General features: G+C 74.5%; 13 protein-coding genes. 5 read left to right on the top strand and 8 right to left on the bottom strand.

Annotated elements, in window-relative coordinates:
• Nucleotides 1-41 precede the first annotated feature (41 nt).
• Complete coding sequence (locus AB0881_RS36610) at nucleotides 42-896, bottom strand: serine protease (RefSeq protein ID WP_366624698.1); 855 nt, start codon at nucleotides 894-896, stop codon at nucleotides 42-44.
• A 140-nt stretch (nucleotides 897-1,036) separates the two neighbouring features.
• On the opposite strand from AB0881_RS36610, the gene AB0881_RS36605 reads away from it, so the two are divergent.
• Nucleotides 1,037-2,011 (top strand): Gfo/Idh/MocA family oxidoreductase, encoded by a 975-nt coding sequence (locus AB0881_RS36605; protein ID WP_366624697.1) that lies wholly within the window; start codon nucleotides 1,037-1,039, stop codon nucleotides 2,009-2,011.
• Between the two features lie 42 nt (nucleotides 2,012-2,053).
• On the opposite strand, the gene glpK is transcribed toward AB0881_RS36605, so the two are convergent.
• The 6 genes from glpK to AB0881_RS36575 all read right to left on the bottom strand — a co-directional run bounded on the left by glpK (nucleotide 2,054) and on the right by AB0881_RS36575 (nucleotide 9,477).
• Entirely contained in the window at nucleotides 2,054-3,571 is a 1,518-nt protein-coding gene (gene glpK / locus AB0881_RS36600) for a glycerol kinase GlpK (RefSeq protein WP_366624695.1), read from the bottom strand.
• A 53-nt stretch (nucleotides 3,572-3,624) separates the two neighbouring features.
• Nucleotides 3,625-4,455 (bottom strand): MIP/aquaporin family protein, encoded by an 831-nt coding sequence (locus AB0881_RS36595; protein ID WP_366624693.1) that lies wholly within the window; start codon nucleotides 4,453-4,455, stop codon nucleotides 3,625-3,627.
• A 238-nt stretch (nucleotides 4,456-4,693) separates the two neighbouring features.
• On the bottom strand, nucleotides 4,694-6,397 hold the full coding sequence (locus AB0881_RS36590) for a thiamine pyrophosphate-binding protein (RefSeq protein ID WP_366624691.1): 1,704 nt from the start codon (nucleotides 6,395-6,397) through the stop codon (nucleotides 4,694-4,696).
• Entirely contained in the window at nucleotides 6,394-7,167 is a 774-nt protein-coding gene (locus tag AB0881_RS36585) for a cyclase family protein (RefSeq protein ID WP_366624689.1), read from the bottom strand. The genes AB0881_RS36590 and AB0881_RS36585 overlap by 4 nt, the downstream gene beginning before the upstream one ends.
• Nucleotides 7,168-7,246: 79 nt before the next feature.
• Nucleotides 7,247-7,750 (bottom strand): MarR family transcriptional regulator, encoded by a 504-nt coding sequence (locus AB0881_RS36580; RefSeq protein ID WP_366624687.1) that lies wholly within the window; start codon nucleotides 7,748-7,750, stop codon nucleotides 7,247-7,249.
• 35 nt (nucleotides 7,751-7,785) lie between these two features.
• Nucleotides 7,786-9,477, bottom strand: a complete 1,692-nt coding sequence (locus AB0881_RS36575) for an FUSC family protein (RefSeq protein WP_366624686.1) — start codon at nucleotides 9,475-9,477, stop codon at nucleotides 7,786-7,788.
• A 164-nt stretch (nucleotides 9,478-9,641) separates the two neighbouring features.
• Between AB0881_RS36575 and AB0881_RS36570 the strand changes: the two genes are divergently transcribed.
• Nucleotides 9,642-10,799, top strand: coding sequence for a serine hydrolase domain-containing protein (locus AB0881_RS36570; protein WP_366624685.1), 1,158 nt, complete (start codon nucleotides 9,642-9,644; stop codon nucleotides 10,797-10,799).
• 72 nt (nucleotides 10,800-10,871) lie between these two features.
• Entirely contained in the window at nucleotides 10,872-12,359 is a 1,488-nt protein-coding gene (locus AB0881_RS36565) for a carboxylesterase family protein (RefSeq protein ID WP_366624683.1), read from the top strand.
• Nucleotides 12,360-12,504: 145 nt separating this feature from the next.
• On the opposite strand, the gene AB0881_RS36560 is transcribed toward AB0881_RS36565, so the two are convergent.
• On the bottom strand, nucleotides 12,505-13,371 hold the full coding sequence (locus tag AB0881_RS36560) for a PaaX family transcriptional regulator C-terminal domain-containing protein (protein WP_366624681.1): 867 nt from the start codon (nucleotides 13,369-13,371) through the stop codon (nucleotides 12,505-12,507).
• A 201-nt stretch (nucleotides 13,372-13,572) separates the two neighbouring features.
• Here AB0881_RS36560 and AB0881_RS36555 point away from each other — a divergent pair, with 201 nt between their 5' ends.
• Both AB0881_RS36555 and AB0881_RS36550 read left to right on the top strand, forming a co-directional pair.
• Nucleotides 13,573-15,105 carry a long-chain fatty acid--CoA ligase gene (locus AB0881_RS36555; protein WP_366624679.1) on the top strand — a complete coding sequence of 511 codons (1,533 nt, stop codon included), beginning with the start codon at nucleotides 13,573-13,575 and terminating at the stop codon, nucleotides 15,103-15,105.
• A gap of 135 nt (nucleotides 15,106-15,240) precedes the next feature.
• Nucleotides 15,241-16,452: an ABC transporter substrate-binding protein gene (locus AB0881_RS36550; protein ID WP_366624677.1), complete on the top strand. Its 1,212-nt coding sequence runs from the start codon at nucleotides 15,241-15,243 to the stop codon at nucleotides 16,450-16,452.
• The last annotated feature ends 3 nt before the right edge of the window (nucleotides 16,453-16,455 follow it).

Below are 16,455 nucleotides of genomic sequence, written 5' to 3'. Positions count from 1 at the left end.
GTGGGCGGGCGGTCAGGGCCGCCCGCCGTCCCCGCCGGACGTCACGGGCGCGGCAGGACGCACTTGCCGCCGAGGACCACGTCGTTGCCGCGGCCCAGGCAGCGGGCCAGCGTGTACGTCTGCTGCCCGTAGTTGGTGCCCTCGCGGACGGTCACCCGGCCGTTCTCGTCGATCTCGCACGGGTTGTTGAGGGTGCAGCGCTCGCCGCTCTCGTTGCCGGTGTTGTTGACGCCGACGACGTGCCGGCTGCGGTCGTCCACGATCGGGGACCCTGAGGTGCCGCCGATGGTGTCGCAGCCGGGCCCGTACCGGATGGAGTCCTTCCAGGTCCAGTCGGCCTCGCGCATCCGGTGCACGAACCCGTCGATCTTGCAGGAGTAGATCTTCTTCCAGTAGCCGGAGACCACCGAGATCGCCGTGCCCGCGCGGGGGTGCGCGGGCGAGAGCTTGAGCGCGTCCGTCTTGTACCGCGACCGGATCTTGGCGTAGGTGTCGGTGAGCCGGTACAGGGCCACGTCGGTGTCGGTCATGGTCGCGTACTCGATCCGGGTGGCCTTGAGCGTCCCGAGGTTCTTGCGGCCGGTGCGGTCGAGCAGCGTGAACGTCCGGGTGGACGGCCGGTCGACGATCACTTCGCCGGCCTTGGGCATGCCCGTCTCCAGGCAGTGCCCGTTGGTCAGGACCAGTGCCCGGTCGGCGTCGGTGGAGCGCGGCCCGCGCACCAGCGAGCCGGAGCAGTTGTCCAGCGCGACGATGCCGGCGAAGTCGACCTTCGCGGCGGCGGCGGGCGGCGCGGCCGCGGGGGCGGCGGGCGCCGCCTGCGCGGTGCCGGCCGCGGTCAGCAGGGACGCGCCGGCGGCGGTGGCGGCCGTGGCTCCGGCCAGGCGTCTGATCATGGGACTCCTCTCGGCGGTGCGGCGCTGCGCCGCGCTCGGGTCCGATCATGTACGCAGCCGGTGACGCAGAGCAAGGGCACCGGCCGGGCGGCCCCGGATCGCCGCCCGGAAAGATCACCGACCGCCGTACGATGTCCGGCATGGCCGACAATTCGCTCCGCTGGGGGATCCTGGGCACCGGCGGCATCGCCACCGTCTTCACCGAGGACCTGCTGCGCCTGGACGGGCACGAGGTGGTCGCCGCCGGTTCCCGCTCGGCCGCCACCGCCGCCGCGTTCGCCGAACGGCACGGGATCGCGCGGGCGCACGGCTCGTACGCCGAGCTCGCGGCGGACGACGGGGTCGACGTGGTCTACATCGCCACGCCGCACCCGCTGCACGCCGAGCCGGCCCGCCTCTGCCTGGAGGCCGGCCGCGCCGTCCTGGTGGAGAAGCCGCTGACCACCACCGCCGCCGACGCCGAGGCGCTGGCGGCGCTGGCGCGCGAGCGCGGGCTGTTCGCCATGGAGGGGATGTGGACCCGGTTCAGCCCCCTGGTGCGGCGGCTGCACGCGCTCGTCGGCGAGGGCGCGATCGGGGAGGTGTCGGCCGTGTACGCCGACTTCTCCATCGCCCCGCCGTACGACCCGGTGCACCGGCTGTGGTCGGCCGAGCTGGCCGGCGGCGCGCTGCTGGACCTCGGCTGCTACGTGCTGTCGATCGCCTGGCCGCTGCTGGGCCCGCCGAGCACCGTCCAGGCGACGGCGGCACCGGCGCCCACCGGCGTGGACGCCAACACCGGGATCCTGCTCGGGTACGACTCGGGCGCGCTGGCCCTGCTGCACTGCGGGCTCATGGGCGAGTCGCCGCACACGGCCACGATCGTCGGCACCAAGGGCCGCATCGAGCTGGGGGCGCCGTTCTACCGGCCGTCGTCGCTGACGCTCACGCGCCCGGGCGCGGAGCCGGAGACGTTCACCGCGGAACTCGCGGGCCACGGCTACACGTACCAGGCCGAGGAGGTCGCCCGCTGCCTGCGGCTCGGCCTCACCGAGAGCCCGCTGCTGCCGCTGGACGAGTCGGTTGCCGTGCTCCGCGTCGTCGACGAGATCAGCGCCTCGTTCCGCGGGCGGTGAGGGCGGGGCACCGCCGCGGGGCCGCGGCGGTGCCCCGGCCGCTCAGTCGACGTCGACCCAGCCGAAGGTGCGCTCGACCGCCTTCTTCCAGCCGGCGTACCCCTCGGTCCGCTTCGCCTCGTCCCACTGGGGGTGCCAGCGCTTGTCCTCGTTCCAGTTCTGGCGCAGCTCGTCGGTGGTGCTCCAGAAGCCGACGGCCAGCCCCGCCGCGTACGCGGCGCCCAGCGCGGTCGTCTCGGCGACGACCGGCCGCGACACCGGGACGCCCAGGATGTCGGCCTGCATCTGCATGCAGAGCTCGTTGGCGGTGATGCCGCCGTCGACCTTGAGCGAGTCGAGCGCGACGCCGGAGTCCTCGCGCATCGCCTCCACGACGTCGCGCGACTGGTAGCAGATCGCCTCCAGGGTGGCCCGCGCGAGATGGGCGTTGGTGTTGTACCGCGACAGCCCGACGATCGCGCCTCGGGCGTCGGACTTCCAGTACGGCGCGAACAGCCCCGAGAACGCCGGGACGAAGTACACGCCGCCGTTGTCCTCGACCTGCCGGGCGAGGGACTCGCTCTGCGACGCGCCGGAGATGATCCCGAGCTGGTCGCGCAGCCACTGCACCGCCGACCCGGTGACCGCGATCGAGCCCTCGAGCGCGTACACCGGCGCCTGGTCGCCGAAGCGGTAGCAGACCGTGGTGAGCATCCCGGCCTTGGACCTGACCAGCTCCTCGCCCGTGTTGAGCAGCAGGAAGTTGCCGGTGCCGTAGGTGTTCTTGGCCTCGCCCGGCGCGAAGCAGACCTGCCCGACCGTGGCGGCCTGCTGGTCGCCGAGGTCGCCGGTCAGCGGCACCTCCCCGTGCAGCGGGCCCGAGCCCCGGGTGAGGCCGTACGGGTCGGGCGCCGACGACGGCCGGATCTCCGGCAGCATCGCGCGCGGGATGCCGAAGAACGACAGCAGCTGGTCGTCCCAGTCGAGGGTCTCCAGGTCCATCAGCATCGTCCGGCTGGCGTTGGTGACGTCGGTGACGTGCACGCCGCCGTCGGTCCCGCCGGTGAGGTTCCACAGGACCCAGGTGTCGATGTTGCCGAACACCGCCTCGCCCTCCTCGGCGGCCGCGCGCACCCCGTCGACGTTCTCCAGGATCCACTGGATCTTGCCGCCGGAGAAGTACGTGGCGGGCGGCAGCCCGGCGCGGTGCCGGATCGTCTCGCCGCGGCCGTCGCGGTCCAGCGCGGAGGCGATCCGGTCGGTGCGGGTGTCCTGCCACACGATCGCGTTGTAGTACGGCCGCCCGGTGCGCCGGTTCCACACGACCGTGGTCTCGCGCTGGTTGGTGATGCCCAGCGCGGCCAGGTCGGACGGGCCGAGCCCGGCCTTGTTCATGGTGGTCTCGATGACGGCGCGGGTCCGCTCCCAGATCTCGGTGGGGTTGTGCTCCACCCACCCGGCCTGCGGCAGGATCTGCTCGTGCTCGAGCTGGTGGCGGGCGATCTCGTTGCCGCCGTGATCGAAGATCATGAAGCGGGTACTGGTCGTCCCCTGGTCGAGCGCTCCGACGAAGTCGGCCATCCGGCTAACCGCCTCTCTGCTGGGACGGGCATGTGCGTGGTCGGGTACCGGCCTCAGGAGGCCGGGTCGTACTCGGGCTTGCGTTCGGCGTCCGCGGTGGCGGCCTCGTCCGCGTCGGGCAGGTTGCGCCCGATCAGGAACAGGTACAGCGCGGCGCCGATCACGCCGCCGATGAGCGGCCCGACGATCGGCACCCAGAAGTAGAGATCACCGTACTGATCGCGCCAGGCGCCGCCGTACCCGGTCAGGAACTGCGCCAGCCGCGGCCCGAAGTCGCGGGCCGGGTTGATCGCGTAGCCGGCGTTGGTGCCCCACGCCATCCCGATCGCCACCACCAGCAGGCCGATGACCACGGGCGTGAGGTTGGCCAGCGGGGGGTTGTTGCGCAGGTCGGTGAGCGCCATGACGACGAACAGCAGGATCGCGGTGCCGATCACCTGGTCGCGGAACCCGCCCCAGGTGCCCACCGGCAGCTCGCCGTTGCCGGGCAGCGTGGAGAAGACGCCCTGGGTCTTGATCGTGTGGCCGGGATCGGCCGCGGCGAGCACCTCGGTGTAGTTCCACCGCACGATCAGCGCGGCCACGAAGGCCCCGGCCGTCTGCGCCAGGATGTACGGGCCCACCTTGCCCCAGGGCAGCCGGTTGAAGACCGCGAGCGCGACCGTCACGGCCGGGTTGATGTGGCCGCCGCTGATGCGGGCCGCCACGTAGACGCCCAGGGTGACGCCGATCCCCCAGGCCCAGGCGATGCTGTCGTGGTCGCCGATCTCGGCGGCGGCCACCTGGGCCACCACCCCCACTCCGAAGAGGATCAGGATCAGGGTCCCGGCGAACTCCGCGGCCATCTCGCGGGCCAGCGGAGGAAATCTCAGTCGTTCCGCCATATCTCCTCCTCGCGGGCGGTGTGACGTGAGACACATCTGCCGCGACGGTAAGTAGACCGGCGAAAATCGGTCAACCAGCAATCGCTGCCAAACTCGCGTCCCGGCCCCTGTCACCGTGCGGACGGGTCGGGGCCGCGCTCCCCGGGTAGGGAGCCCGGCGCCCGGCCTCGTGCCCGGCAGTGTGCCCGGCGAGTGATCTTCTATAGCGGACGGCCGCGATCTTTCGCCCGGAAGGCGCCTAGTGCCCGCGGAACGCCTCCTCCAGCCACCAGGACGGGCCGTTCCCGGTGACCTTGGCGTCCACCACCAGCGGGCGGTTCCGCGGCCCGGCCAGCCAGTCGGCGACCGCGCCCAGGTCCTCGCGCTTGCGCACGGTGACCGCCTGGCAGCCGAAGCCCTGGCCGATGGCGGCGAGGTCGGCGGGCGGGAACGTGACCGCGTCCAGCGGGTGCCCGCCCGGCCCGAAGTGGTGCACCTCGGCGCCGTACGCCTCGTCGTCGTACACCACGACCAGCAGGCCCAGCCCGAGCCGCACGGCCGTCTCCAGCTCCGCGACCCCCATCAGCGCGCCGCCGTCGCCGAGCGCCGCCACGGTGAGCCGGTCCGGCCGGGCGACCGCGGCGCCGATCGCGGTGGCGAGCCCGAGCCCGACCGACTGGAACGCCTGGGTGAACACCAGCCCGTCGGCGTCGGGGACGCCCAGGTACATCGCCGGGTAGCCCATGAAGTTGCCGGAGTCGACGGCGACCGTGCGCTCGGCGGGCAGCAGGTCGTCCAGCGCGATCGACAGCGTCCGCGGGTCGATCCGGGAGCCGTCGGAGTCGTCGTCGTACGGGAGGTCCCGCCACCGGCGCTCGCGGGCCAGCCGTTCGGCCACGGCGGGCGTGCGGTAGCCGCGGGCGGTGTGGCCGCGCGCCGCCAGCTCCGCCTCGGCGGCGCGGGCGGTCTCGGCCGCGTCGCCGATCAGTGCCAGGTCGGCCCGCCGGTGCGCGCCGAGGGCGGCGGAGTCCAGGTCGATCTGGACGACCGCGGCGCCCTCGCCGACCAGCCTGCCGTGCCGCAGCGTCCACATGTTCAGCGAGCTGCCCCAGCCGGCCAGCAGGTCGGCGCCGGCGATCAGCTCGGCGGCGGCCGGGGTGGCGAAGCCGCCGCTGACGTCCAGGTCGTACGGGTCGCCGAGGAACATCCCGCGGGCCACGGCGGAGGTGGCCAGCAGGGCGCCGCAGCGCTCGGCCAGCGCGCGCAGCGGCTCGGCGGCGCCGCTGAGGCGGGCGCCGCGCCCGGCGATGAACACCGGGCGCTCGGCGGCGGCGAGCGCGTCGGCCAGCCGCGCGACGGCGGCGGGCGGCGGCACCGGCAGGAACGGAACGTTCCCGGGCCCGCCCGGCCCGAACACCGGCCGGCCCGGCCGGGGCGGTCCGGGCGCCGCCCGGACCGGCTCGCCGGGCCCCGTGTACTCGGCCTCCTGGACGTCCAGCGGCAGCCCGAGCACCACCGTGCGGCGCTCGGCGACGGCCGTGCGGCAGGCGCGGGCGAGGTCGGCGAGCGCGGTGGCGGGCGAGTGGATCCGCTCGGGGACGGCGCCGACCGCGCGGGCCAGCGCCGCCTGGTCGACGCGGAAGTTGGAGCGGACCGCACCCGCCGCCACCTCGCCGGTCAGCACCAGCAGCGGCGTCCGGCTCTTGGCGGCCTCGGTGATGCCGGTGAGCGCGTTGGTCAGCCCGGGCCCCTGGTGCACCGACAGGACCCCGAGGCCGCCGCCCGCGCGGGCGTAGGCGTCGGCCATCGTGGCGGCGCCGCCCTCGTGGCGGGCGGCCACGAACCGCGCGCCGGCGGCGGTGAGGGCGTTGGTGACGTGGAAGTTGCCGCTGCCGACGACGCCGAACACGGTGCCCGCGCCGAGCCGGGCGAGCGCCGTGCCGACCGCCTCGGCGACGTTCACCGCTCCACCAGGGCGAGCACGCGGGCCGGGCTCCCGGAGCCGCCGACGATCGGCAGCGGGGTCGCGACCAGCACCGCGCCGCGCGGGGGCAGCGAGGCGAGGTTCTGCAGCTGGGTCAGGCCGTACTTGCCCGCGCCCAGGAAGTACGAGTGGCACGGGAACGGCGGCTCGAAGCCGTGCGCGGCGCCGGCGTCGGTGCCGACGGTCTCCACGCCCAGCCCGATGACGGGCGTCTCCTCGGCCAGCCAGCGCGCGCACTCGGCGGAGATGCCGGGCGTGTGCGGGCCGGTCGCGTCGGCGTTGAGGAAGGTCTCCTGGTCGGCCGAGCGGGCGTCCCAGCCGGTGCGGTAGAGCAGCCAGCCGCCGTCGGGCAGCGGCCCGTGCGCCTTCTCCCAGTCGCGCACGTGGTCGACCTCCAGGAGGAAGTCGGGGTCGGCCGCGGCGTGCGCGGAGGCGTCCAGGACCACGGCGGGCGCGACCAGCCGGCGCGGCGCGACCTGGGAGACGTCCTCGCCGTCGCGCCCGGTGGCCCAGTGGACGGGCGCGTCGAAGTGGGTCCCGACGTGCTCGCCGGTCTGGATGTCGTTCCAGTACCAGGCCGGGCCGCGGTCGTCGTACCGGCTGATCTCGCTCAGCCGGAACGGGACGGTGTTGGCGAACGGCTCCGGCAGCCGGAGGATCGGCGTCGACTCCGACAGCTGCGCGGTCAGGTCGACGACCTCCACCGATCCGTCGGCGACGGCGGCGAGCAGGTCAGTGAGCACGGACATCGTGGTTCCTCTCAAGGGCGGCGCCCCGGGTCTCGAGCGGTGGCCCCGAACGTATCCGCGAACGCCTCCGGCCGGAAGGTCAGCTCCCCAGCCCGCCGAGGCGCCCCTCCAGCACCACGAGCAGCTCGCCGAGGATCCCGGCCAGCTCCCGCTGCCGGGCGGCGCCGAGCCCCGACAGCAGCGACGCCTCGTACGCGACCTGCTCGGGCAGCAGCCGGTCCATCAGCGCGCGGCCCTCCTCGGTGAGGGCGAGGTGCTGGACGCGGCGGTCGCGGTCGTCGGTCCGCCGCTCGACCAGGCCGCGCCGCTCCAGCTCGCGCAGCCGCTTGGTGACGGCGGCGCCCGAGGCGAACGTCTCGCGGGCCAGCCGGGTGGGGGTGACGCCGGGGCCGAGCCGGCGCAGCGCGGCGAGGGCGTCGAACTCGGCCCGGACCAGCCCGGCGCCGATCAGCGGCGCGTCGGCGGCCTGCTGGAGCAGCGCGGTGCACCGGGTGAGGCGCCCGATGACGGCCATCGGGGTGGTGTCCAGGTCGGGATGGAGGCGCTGCCACTGCCGCAGCACTTCGGCGACGATGTCCTCCACGGCCGGTCCCCCTCGTCGGTGATGATCGCGACAGCCTATGCCCGCCCGGCCGCCGGCGCGGCGGCCCCGGCGGACGCGGCGGGCGCGGTGGGCGCGGCGGGCGCGGTGGGCGCGGTGAACGCGGCGGGGGCGAGCGCGGCCAGCAGCCGGTGCCCGTCCCGCTCGGCGCCCGCCACGCGCTCCTCGGGCAGCGCGCCCTGCCACCACTCCCCCGCGGCGACGTCGGCCGCCTCGCGCAGCTCGACCAGCGCCCCGGCGAGCCGGTCGCGGGCGGCGGCCAGGTCGGCCGGCGCCGCGTCCCCGGCCGCGCGCAGCGCGCGCCCGGCGTCCGCGGCCGAGGCGAGCCGGTCGAGCGCGGACTCGACCCGCCCGGTGGCGCGGCGGTTGGTGACCACGACGCAGCACAGCATCCCGAGCGCCGCGCCGGCCAGGGTGTCCAGCCAGCGTTCCAGCACCATCTCCCCGGCGGGCTGGTAGCCGGCGAACTCGCTCATCATCAGCGCCATCGGGGTCACCCACACGGTGCCCAGCCAGTAGTTGCGCGCCATCCCGGCCTCGGCGGCGAAGCTGAGCGCCAGCACGGCCAGCACGAGGAGAACGGGCGCGAGCCGGGTGACCGGGACCAGGGCGGTGAAGACGGCGAGGCCGGCCAGGTTGCCGACGACGCGCTGCGCCGCGCGGCTCCAGCTCAGCGTGGTGTTGGCCTGGAACACCGACGCCGCGGTCACGACGGCCCAGTACGGGCGCTCGACGCCCATGGCCATCGTGACCCAGCCGGCGAGGGCGGCGCCGGCGGCGACGCGGGCGCCGATCGGCAGCAGCGGGGAGCCGGGGCGCAGGGCCGCGGCGAGGGCGCGCGGGCCGCGCGCGGACCCGGAGCGCGCGGCGGCGGCGATGCCGGCCAGCTCGGCGGACTCGCCCGGCAGCGGTGCCGGGACCGGCACCGGCCCGGATCCGCGCAGCCCGCGGGCCCAGCCGGCGAGCTCCGCCGGGTCGACGGCGGCCCCGGCCAGCGCGGACTCGGCGCGCACGACGAGGCGTTCGAGCGCCGGGCGGGCGCGGGTCCGGGTCGCGCGGAGGGTGTGCCAGGCGGCGTTGATCGCGGCGGCGGCCTCGTGCCGCGCCCGGCCGCCGGCGTCCGGTCCGGCGGCGCGCAGCCGGGCGGCCGCGTCCAGCGCGAGCGCGGCGGCGAGCCGTTCGGGGCCGTGCGGGCGGACCAGCGCCGGGGCCATCCCCACGAGCCAGGCGAAGGCGCCCGCGAGCAGGGTCAGCCCCACGTGGAACGGGACGTCCTGCGGCCGCTGCGGAAGGAACGCGCAGCTCGCGGCGGTGAACGTGAAGATGACGTTGCCGGGCGGGCCGATCCGGGCGGCATCGCAGGCGATCTTGTGCGCGGCGGCCAGCAGGGCGGCCACGGCGACCCGCAGGGCGGTGGAGTCGGTGAGCGCGGCGGTGCACAGGCCCGCGCCCGTCCCGGCGGCCATGCCGAGGACGACCCAGGCCAGCGTGCGGGCGCGCGCCGCGTACGGCTCCCCGTGGGCGTACAGGGCGCACAGCGAGCCCGCCGAGGTGTAGACGGCGAGGTCGAGCCGGCCGAGCGCCAGCAGGACCAGGTTCGGTACGGCGGCGGCGACGACCACGCTGACCGCCCGCTTGCGCCAGATGCCGCCCCCGGCCCCCAGCCGGAGGATCCCGCGCGCCGGCAGGGGCGCGATTCTCCTTCTCACCCGAAAAGCTTAGCAAGTGTTTCACCAGTAAATTAGTTTTGGCGGACGTGTGCCTGGCCACACACTCCGACCCCCGGAACGTTGCACACCCCCATTTACTTTGCGTCGCGCCGCGTGGACCATCTGTGCACCGGCATGATCATCCTCGCCCCGGGAGGTCCCCCATGCGCCGCCCCCTGCGCCGCCACCCCCTGCGCCGCCGCACCCTCGCCGCGGGAGCCGTCACCGCCACGGCGGTACTGCTGTCCGCGCCCGCCGTCCCCGCCGCGCACGCGGACCCGGTGCCGCCGTCCCCGCCGCCCGCGTCGGTCACCCGCCAGGCCCCGGCCGGGTTCGACCTGGTCCGCCCGTCCGCCGACCCCGTCCCGCTGCGGTACGCGCCGCGCGACCTCGACGTCACCTACACCCACGACGGCCGCGAGCGCACCCTGGACGAGTACCTCGCGATCACCGGCACGCAGGGCTTCGTCGTCCTGGACGCCCGGGCCGGCCAGGACATCGTCTTCGAGCGCTACTCGTTCGCCGCCCGCGACACCCGCTTCCAGTCCTGGTCGATGGCCAAGTCGTTCACCTCGGCCGCGGTCGGCATCGCCCTGGACGAGGGCCGCATCCGCTCCATCGACGAGCCGGTGACCGCGTACCTGCCCGAGCTGAACGGCTCCGGCTACGAGGGCGTGTCCATCCGCGACCTGCTGCGCATGTCGTCCGGCATCGCCTGGGAGGAGGCCGTCAACGTGCCGCCCGTGCACGTGGCCGCCAGCCTCGGCGCGCCGCTGCCCCGGATGGCCGCGCAGCAGAAGCGCGGGTGGGAGCCCGGCAGCCGGTTCGAGTACACCTCGATGAACACCTTCGTGCTCGGCTGGCTGGTCGCCCGCGCCACCGGCACCCCGTACCACCGGTACGTCGAGGAGAGGATCTGGCGGCCCGGCGGCATGGAGTCGACCGTCTACCTCGGCAACGACTCCAACGGCAACAACATGGCGTACTGCTGCTACTACGCCACCGACCGCGACTTCGCCCGCTTCGGGCTGCTGTACCTGCGCGGCGGCAGGGCGAACGGGCGCCAGGTCGTCCCGGAGGCGTGGGTGAAGGAGTCGACCCGGCCGTCCGCGCCGTTCAACGACGGGTACGGCTTCCAGTGGTGGCTCGGCGAGGACGGCGAGTTCGAGGCCAGCGGGCTCGGCGGGCAGAAGATCTGGGTCTCGCCCGAGCACGACGTGGTGATCGTGAAGTCGACGCTCGCGACGGTCGTGGGCGAGGATGAGACCGACACCGCGTTCCGCGCGGTGGCCGCCGCGGTGGCCCGGACCCGCACGTCCTGAACCCCGCGCCCCCACGGCTCCGGACCACGGAGCCGAGGCGGAGCCCGAGACGGACCCGAGACGGAGGCCCCCATGACCGAGCCCACGGCGGAGACCACGGCGGGGCGGGTGCGCGGCCGGGCGCGCGGCGCGCTCGCCGTGTTCAAGGGCATCCCGTACGCGCGCGAGCCGTTCGGCCCGAACCGGTTCCAGGCGCCGCGGCCGCCGGAGCGCTGGGACGGGACGCGCGAGGCGGACGCCTACGGCCCGCGGCCGCCGCAGTCCGGCGGGACGTTCGGCGCCCCGTCGTGGACGCCCGACGAGGGCCTGGACTGCCTGACCGTGAACGTCTGGACGCCGGACCCGGGCGGCTCCGGCCTGCCCGTCATGGTCTGGCTGTACGGCGGCGCCTACATGCTGGGGTCGTCGAGCCAGCCCGACTACGACGGGGCGAAGCTCGCGTCGGCGGGCGCCGTCGTGGTGACGTTCAACTACCGCGTCGGCATGGAGGGCTTCGGCGAGTTGGAGGGGGCGCCGTCCAACCGCGCCCACCTCGACCAGATCGCCGCACTGCGCTGGGTCCACGACAACATCGCGGCGTTCGGCGGCGACCCGGACCGGGTGACGGTGTTCGGCGAGTCGGCGGGCGCGGGGTCGATCGCCGCGCTGCTGGCGATGCCGGCCGCGCGGGGCCTGTTCACCCGCGCCATCGCGCAGAGCGTCCCGGGCACGTTCTTCTCCCCCGGCTACGCGCGGCGCGTCGGCACCGCCATCGCCGCCGGGATCGGCCGCACCGCGACGGCCGCGGACCTGGCCGAGGTGCCGCCCGAGGCGCTCTTCCCGGCGGCCGACGCGTTCATCGGGCGGATGCGCGACGACTTCGCCAGGTGGGGGCCCGTCGCGGCCACCGCCGTCCCGTACTCGCCCGTGGTCGACGGCGAGACCCTGCCGGAGACGCCGTGGGCGGCGGTCGCGGCCGGCGCGGCCCGCGGCGTCGAGCTCGTCACCGGCTTCACCCGGGACGAGTACCGGCTGTTCATGGCGATGGGCTCCCGGTTCGGGAAGCTGTCCGAGGACGATCTGGCCGCCGCGATGGACGCGCTCGCGCCGCCCGGCGGCGAGAAGGCGTACCGCGCCGAGCACCCCGGCGCCGGGGTCGACGACCTGTACGCCCTGCTCTGCTCGGACTGGCTGTTCCGGATGCCCAGCGCGCACCTGGCCACGGCGCAGGCCGCGGCGGGCGGCACGGCCTACGCGTACGAGCTGGCCTGGCCCGCCCCCGCCATGCCCGATCTCCTCGGCGCCTGCCACGGCCTGGACGTCCCGCTGACCTTCGGCAACCTCGACGTGGGCATGGCGCAGCTGCTGTGCGGGAAGCCCGCGCCGCCGGAGGCCGAGGAGCTGTCGGAGCGGATCCGGAGCGCCTGGACCTCGTTCGCGATCACCGGCGATCCCGGCTGGCCCGCGTACCGCGAGGACACCGCGATCACGCGCGTGTTCGGTACCGAGCCGGCCGACGTCGCCGACCCCGAGGCGGCCTCCCGGCGGATCTGGGCCGCGCACCGGTTCGACCCGCTCTAGCCGGCGCGGGCCCTGCCGAGGGCGGCCGGAGGTGGCCGGTTGCGGCTCCGGGGCGGGGGCCTTCCGTTCAGCGGAAGGGTCGCCGTCCCGGCGCCGGTCCGTTGGCCAGGGTCGGGGGATGGCCGTCAGCCGTGTCCCCGGATCCTCACGCCCCGTCCGGTTCCGGCACCGCGGCGGCCGGGCAGGCGACCGGAACGTACTCGATCAGCCGGTCGGCGACGGCGCGGGCGCCGGCCTCGTAGCGGCCGCGCAGGTCGTGCAGCACCTCCTGGGCGCGCAGCGCGGGCCAGTCCGGCGGCAGGTGCTCGACCGGCAGCCGCGGGTCCACCCGGACCAGCCCCAGCCACTCGGTCATCATCCACAGGAAGCGGGCCAGGTCGTCGGGCGCGTCCGGCAGCGGGTCGGGCCGGTCCCAGCGGGCCAGGAACGCACGGTAGCCGGCGCTGAGCCCGTCCAGGTCGAACGCGTCCCCGATCATCGCGGCCACGTCGGTGGGCGCCTCGGCCGTGCCGTGGAAGACCTTCACCCGCCCGCCGAGGCCGCGGTCCTCCCCGCCGGGCGCGATCACCTCGCCGACGTCGACCCGCGAGGGCGCGATCCAGGTGCCGTTGCCGAGCGGGCCGAACCCGGCCCACAGCAGCCGGGAGCGCAGATCGTGCCGCTGCCGCTGCCACGACTCGGGCATCGAGAACGACAGCACGGTCCACCGGCCGTCCCAGTCGGCGTTGACCGCGCCGCGCCGCCACACCCGCGCCTCGCCGTCCAGCAGGATGCGCTCGGACCGCGCGGTCAGGCCGAAATGCATCCGGCGGCCCTCCCGATGCCGGGCCAGCAGCCCGCGCCGGACCATCCGGGTCAGGGTGGAGCGGATCGCGTGCTCGCCCACGCCGAGGTTCCCGAACACCTCGATGAAGCTGCCCGAGAAGACGGCGATGTCGCGTCGCAGCACGTAGTTGCCCAGGAACGTCAGCATCAGCGACTGGGGGCGGGCGGCGGGGAAGGGACGTTCCAACGAATCGGCTCCTGGCGGGCGCGGGCGGGGTCGGGCTGCGGACCAGGATATGGCGCGGAGCCGATGTTGGGCAGATTATTGACTGCCGCAACCGATACGCCTATCTTCGCACTACTTCCGAGGGCTCCCCCACCGGTTCCCCATCGGTCCCTGTACGTCCCCCAACCGCCGCCGCGTGATCCCCTGATCTAGGGAGCATCGATGCACAACGAGGGACTCGGCTCCTGGCCGGCCCGCCGGGCCCGCAAGACCCCCCACCGCCCCGCCCTGGTCCACGACGGCCGCACCCTGACCTACGCCGACCTGGACGAGCGCGTCACCCGGCTGGCGCACGGCCTGCGCTCGCTCGGCGTGCGGCGCGGCGACCGGGTCGCCTACCTGGGCCCCAACCACCCGTCCTTCCTGGAGACGCTGTTCGCGGCCGGGGCGCTCGGGGCGGTGTTCGTCCCGCTCAACACCCGGCTGGCCGCGCCGGAGATCGCGTACCAGCTCGCCGACTCGGGCACCTCGGTGCTCGTCCACGGGCCCGCCCACACCGCGCTGGTGGACGAGGTCCGCTACAAGGCGCAGGTGCGCGAGTTCGTCTCGCTCGCCGGCACCGGGCCGGGCGCGCGCGGCTACGACGACCTGATCGACGGCGCGGGCGGCGGCACCGGCGGCGACCCGATCGACGAGCCGGTGGCGCCGGACGACCTGTGCATGATCATGTACACGTCGGGGACCACCGGCCGCCCCAAGGGCGCCATGCTCACCCACGGCAACATCACCTGGAACGCGATCAACGTCCTCATCGACCACGACCTGCTGGCCGACGAGGTGGCGCTGGTGTCGGCGCCGCTGTTCCACACCGCCGGGCTCAACATGCTCACGCTGCCGGTGCTGCTCAAGGGCGGCCGGTGCGTGCTCACCTCCGGGTTCGATCCCGAGGCCACCTTCGACCTGATCGCCGAGCACGGCGTGACGTTCATGTTCGGCGTCCCGGCGATGTTCCAGGCGGTGGCCCGCTCGCCGCGCTGGGCCGGCGCCGACCTGTCGTCGCTGCGCATCCTCACCTGCGGCGGCGCGCCCGTCCCGCCGACCCTGATCGCCGCCTACGGCGAGCGCGGGCTGACGTTCCTCCAGGGGTACGGCATGACCGAGGCCGCGCCCGGCGTGCTGTTCCTGGACGCCGAGCACGCCGAGAGCAAGGCCGGGTCGGCGGGCGTGCAGCACTTCTTCAGCGACGTGCGCGTGGTCCGCCCGGACATGACCGACGCCGGCCCCGGCGAGACCGGCGAGGTCGTGGTCAGCGGCCCGCACGTGTTCCGCGGCTACTGGGGGTTGCCCGAGCAGAGCGCCGCGGCGTTCTCCGGCGGCTGGTTCCGCAGCGGCGACGCGGCCCGGCTCGACGAGGACGGCTACGCGTTCATCGTCGACCGGATCAAGGACATGATCATCTCGGGTGGCGAGAACATCTACCCGGCCGAGGTCGAGCACGTGATCCTCGCCCATCCCGACGTGCTGGAGTGCGCGGTCATCGGCGTCCCCGACGACAGGTGGGGCGAGGTCGGCCGCGCGATCGTGGTGCCCCGTCCCGGCTCCGGCCTGACCGCCGACGGCGTGCTGGCCGCGCTCGCCGGGCGGCTCGCCGGATACAAGATCCCCAAGTCCGTCGTGTTCGCCGACGCGCTGCCCCGCAACGCGACCGGCAAGCTCCTCAAGCAGCCCCTGCGCGAGGAGTACGGCACCGCGTGAGAGTCCCGAGAACGCCCCATCCGGACCTACCGAGAGAAGGTGCAGAGCACCGTGGGCAAATTCTTGACCAGGGTTGGGAGCCTGCCTAGATTCAAAAGGCGCCCGGTTGGCCGTCCCGCCCCCCAGGAGGTGGCCGTGCGTCTCCGCTTTCCCCGCGCCGTCCCCCGTACCGCGGCGCTGGCCGCGATCCCCCTCGCCGTCTCGCTCGCCGCCGCCTGCGGGGACTCGTCCGGCGGCGGCTCCGACGATCCGATCAAGGTGGGCCTGATCGTCTCGCTCACCGGCAACTACGCCCCGCTGGGCAGCGAGGACAAGAAGGCGGTCGAGCTGGCCGTCGAGCAGCTCAACGCCAAGGGCGGCGTGCTCGGCCGCAAGGTCGAGATCGTCTTCCGCGACGACAAGACCCAGCCCGACCAGGCGGTGCTCGCGCTCAACGCGATCAAGCGGGACGTGGACGCCGTCATCGGCCCGGTCTTCTCCAACTCCGCGCTGGCCGCCGAGCCGATCGCGCAGCGCGAGAAGATCCCGTACCTGTCGCTGGCGCCGGCCACCGAGCAGGTCGAGCCGATCAAGTCGTACGTCTTCGTGACCCCCGCGCTGTCGGCCGACTACGCCGAGCGCTACCTCCAGTACTTCCAGCACCGCAAGATCACCAAGATCGCGGTCGCGCACGACAGCAAGAGCGGCTACGCCGTCGCCGGGCACAAGTCCACGCTCGCGATGGCCGCCAAGTACGGCGTCCAGATCGTCAAGGACGAGGCGTACGAGACCACCACCAGCGACTTCAGCCCGATCTTCACCCGGATCAGGGACTCCGGCGCGCAGGCGTTCCTGTTCTGGGGGACCGGGGCGCCCGGCGTCACGGTGACCAAGCAGTACGTCGCGTCCGGGCTCAAGGTCCCGCTGATGCTGACCGCCTCGCAGGCCAGCACGCTGTGGCTGAAGCCGGTCGGCGCCGCGTCCGAGGGCATCACCGTGCAGAGCGCGATCGGCGTCGTCGGCGACCACCTGCCGGCCGGCCCGCAGAAGCAGGTCATCGACCAGCTGGCCGGGCCGTACAAGCAGAAGCACGGGTACGCGCCGCCGCAGTTCGCGCAGGACGGCTACAGCGCCGCACTGCTGCTGTTCGAGGCGCTCAGGAAGGCGAACAGCACCGACGGCGAGAAGGTGCAGAAGGCGCTGGAAAGCATGGACCTGGTCACCCCGAACGGCCGGTTCCGCTACTCCCCCACCGACCACTCCGGCCTGGGCCCCGAGTACATCTCCGTCAACACCGTCAAGAACGGCCAGTTCATCCCGACCGACTGGGCCAAGGACCAGCTCGCCAAGACCGTCTCCGGCGGGTGAGCG

Origin of the sequence: Spirillospora sp. NPDC029432 (assembly GCF_040703975.1) — a bacterium.
GTDB lineage: Bacteria > Actinomycetota > Actinomycetes > Streptosporangiales > Streptosporangiaceae > Spirillospora.
This window is presented reverse-complemented; position numbering and strand designations above follow the sequence as displayed.

Coding starts and splice junctions, on each gene's coding strand:
- AB0881_RS36555 (WP_366624679.1), top strand. CDS start 13,573: ATGCACAACGAGGGACTCGGCTCCTGGCCGGCCCGCCGGGCCCGCAAG.
- AB0881_RS36585 (WP_366624689.1), bottom strand. CDS start 7,167: ATGTCCGTGCTCACTGACCTGCTCGCCGCCGTCGCCGACGGATCGGTG.
- AB0881_RS36605 (WP_366624697.1), top strand. CDS start 1,037: ATGGCCGACAATTCGCTCCGCTGGGGGATCCTGGGCACCGGCGGCATC.
- AB0881_RS36610 (WP_366624698.1), bottom strand. CDS start 896: ATGATCAGACGCCTGGCCGGAGCCACGGCCGCCACCGCCGCCGGCGCG.
- glpK (WP_366624695.1), bottom strand. CDS start 3,571: ATGGCCGACTTCGTCGGAGCGCTCGACCAGGGGACGACCAGTACCCGC.
- AB0881_RS36565 (WP_366624683.1), top strand. CDS start 10,872: ATGACCGAGCCCACGGCGGAGACCACGGCGGGGCGGGTGCGCGGCCGG.
- AB0881_RS36570 (WP_366624685.1), top strand. CDS start 9,642: ATGCGCCGCCCCCTGCGCCGCCACCCCCTGCGCCGCCGCACCCTCGCC.
- AB0881_RS36595 (WP_366624693.1), bottom strand. CDS start 4,455: ATGGCGGAACGACTGAGATTTCCTCCGCTGGCCCGCGAGATGGCCGCG.